The sequence below is a fragment of the Streptococcus sp. DD04 genome, from assembly GCF_001578725.1.
Taxonomy (GTDB): Bacteria; Bacillota; Bacilli; order Lactobacillales; family Streptococcaceae; genus Streptococcus; species Streptococcus sinensis.
Genome location: NZ_KQ968988.1, coordinates 1 through 1317, shown reverse-complemented (window position 1 = coordinate 1317; position 1317 = coordinate 1). Strand labels below are relative to the sequence as shown.

1 protein-coding gene is annotated in these 1317 nt (G+C 40.9%); it reads left to right on the top strand.

Annotation, left to right across the window (positions count from 1 at the left end; genetic code table 11):
- Nucleotides 1-1317: IS1182 family transposase (locus STRDD04_RS10150; RefSeq protein WP_082757379.1), on the top strand; the 1317-nt coding region annotated here is incomplete at both ends.

The following is a 1317-nucleotide window of genomic DNA, read 5'->3' as shown; positions in this document are numbered from 1 at the left end:
GTCTTATCACCCTAAAATGCTTTTAGCCGCTCTACTATTTGCCTACTCACAAGGGATTTTCTCTGGACGAAAAATTGAAAAAATGATGATTGAAAATATCGCCATGCAGTACTTAACAGGACAGTTGCTTGTCAGCTACCGCACCATCAATCGCTTTCGAGTCGCTGCGGGGATGGAAGACCTCATTCGTGATCTTTTCATTGACCTCAATCTTCGTTTGAAAATGGAAGAGTTAGTGACTTTAGATTGTCTGTTTATTGATGGCACTAAGATTGAAGCCAACGCCAACAAGTATAGTTTCGTATGGAAAAAGGCCACAGACAAATTTTCCGTCAAACTTCAAGAACAGATACAGGTCTATTTCCAAGAAGAAATCACTCCCCTTATCTATCAGGCGATTGCGCTGGATGAAAAAGAATCGATTACCTCAGAACAGTTGACCGAGTTTGCTCAAGTCCTTGAAGAAGAATTGGCAAAACTGAGCCAAGACATTGAGGAGACACCCGTTAAAGGAAAGGATGAACGTAAAACTCAACGTCGTAAACTCAAGAAAGTCCTGCGTAAAGTCAAGGAGGATTTTTCAGTACGCGCTAAAAAATATGAGAGCTATCAAGAGACATTTGACGGGCGGAACAGCTTTTCTAAAACCGATCCAGATGCCACTTTTATGCGGATGAAAGAAGACCACATGAAGAATGGTCAGCTCAAAGCTGGTTATAATCTTCAAATCGCTACTGAAAACCAATTTGTTCTTCACTATGATGTCTTCTCAAATCCGACAGATACCAAGACTCTCCTGCCATTACTTGAAACTTATCCACATGACGTAAAGACAGTTGTCGCAGATGCCGGATATGGAAGTGAAGAGAACCTCCTTCGTTTAGATGAAAAGGAGGTGAAGCATCTGATTAAATATGCCATGTTTGATAAGGAACAGAAGAAAAGGTATAAACAGTCGGCTAGAAACTTAGCGAATTGGCACTATGATGACAAGGAGGATAGCTATACACATCCTGATGGCTGGTGCTATCGTTTTCATCATATCAAACATCAGAAAACACAGACGGATTTTCAACAGGAAATCAAGGTTTACTACGCTGATGAACCTAAATCAGCCCCTCAAAAGGGACTATATATCAACGAACGTTATCAACACTTAAAAGCTAAAGAATGCCAAGCGCTTTTATCTCCCGAAGGTAGACAGATTTTCGATCAACGTAAGATTGATGTGGAACCTGTCTTTGGGCAGATAAAGGCTTATTTGGGTTACAAGAGATGTAACCTAAGAGGCAAGCGTCAGGTGAAAATTGACATGGG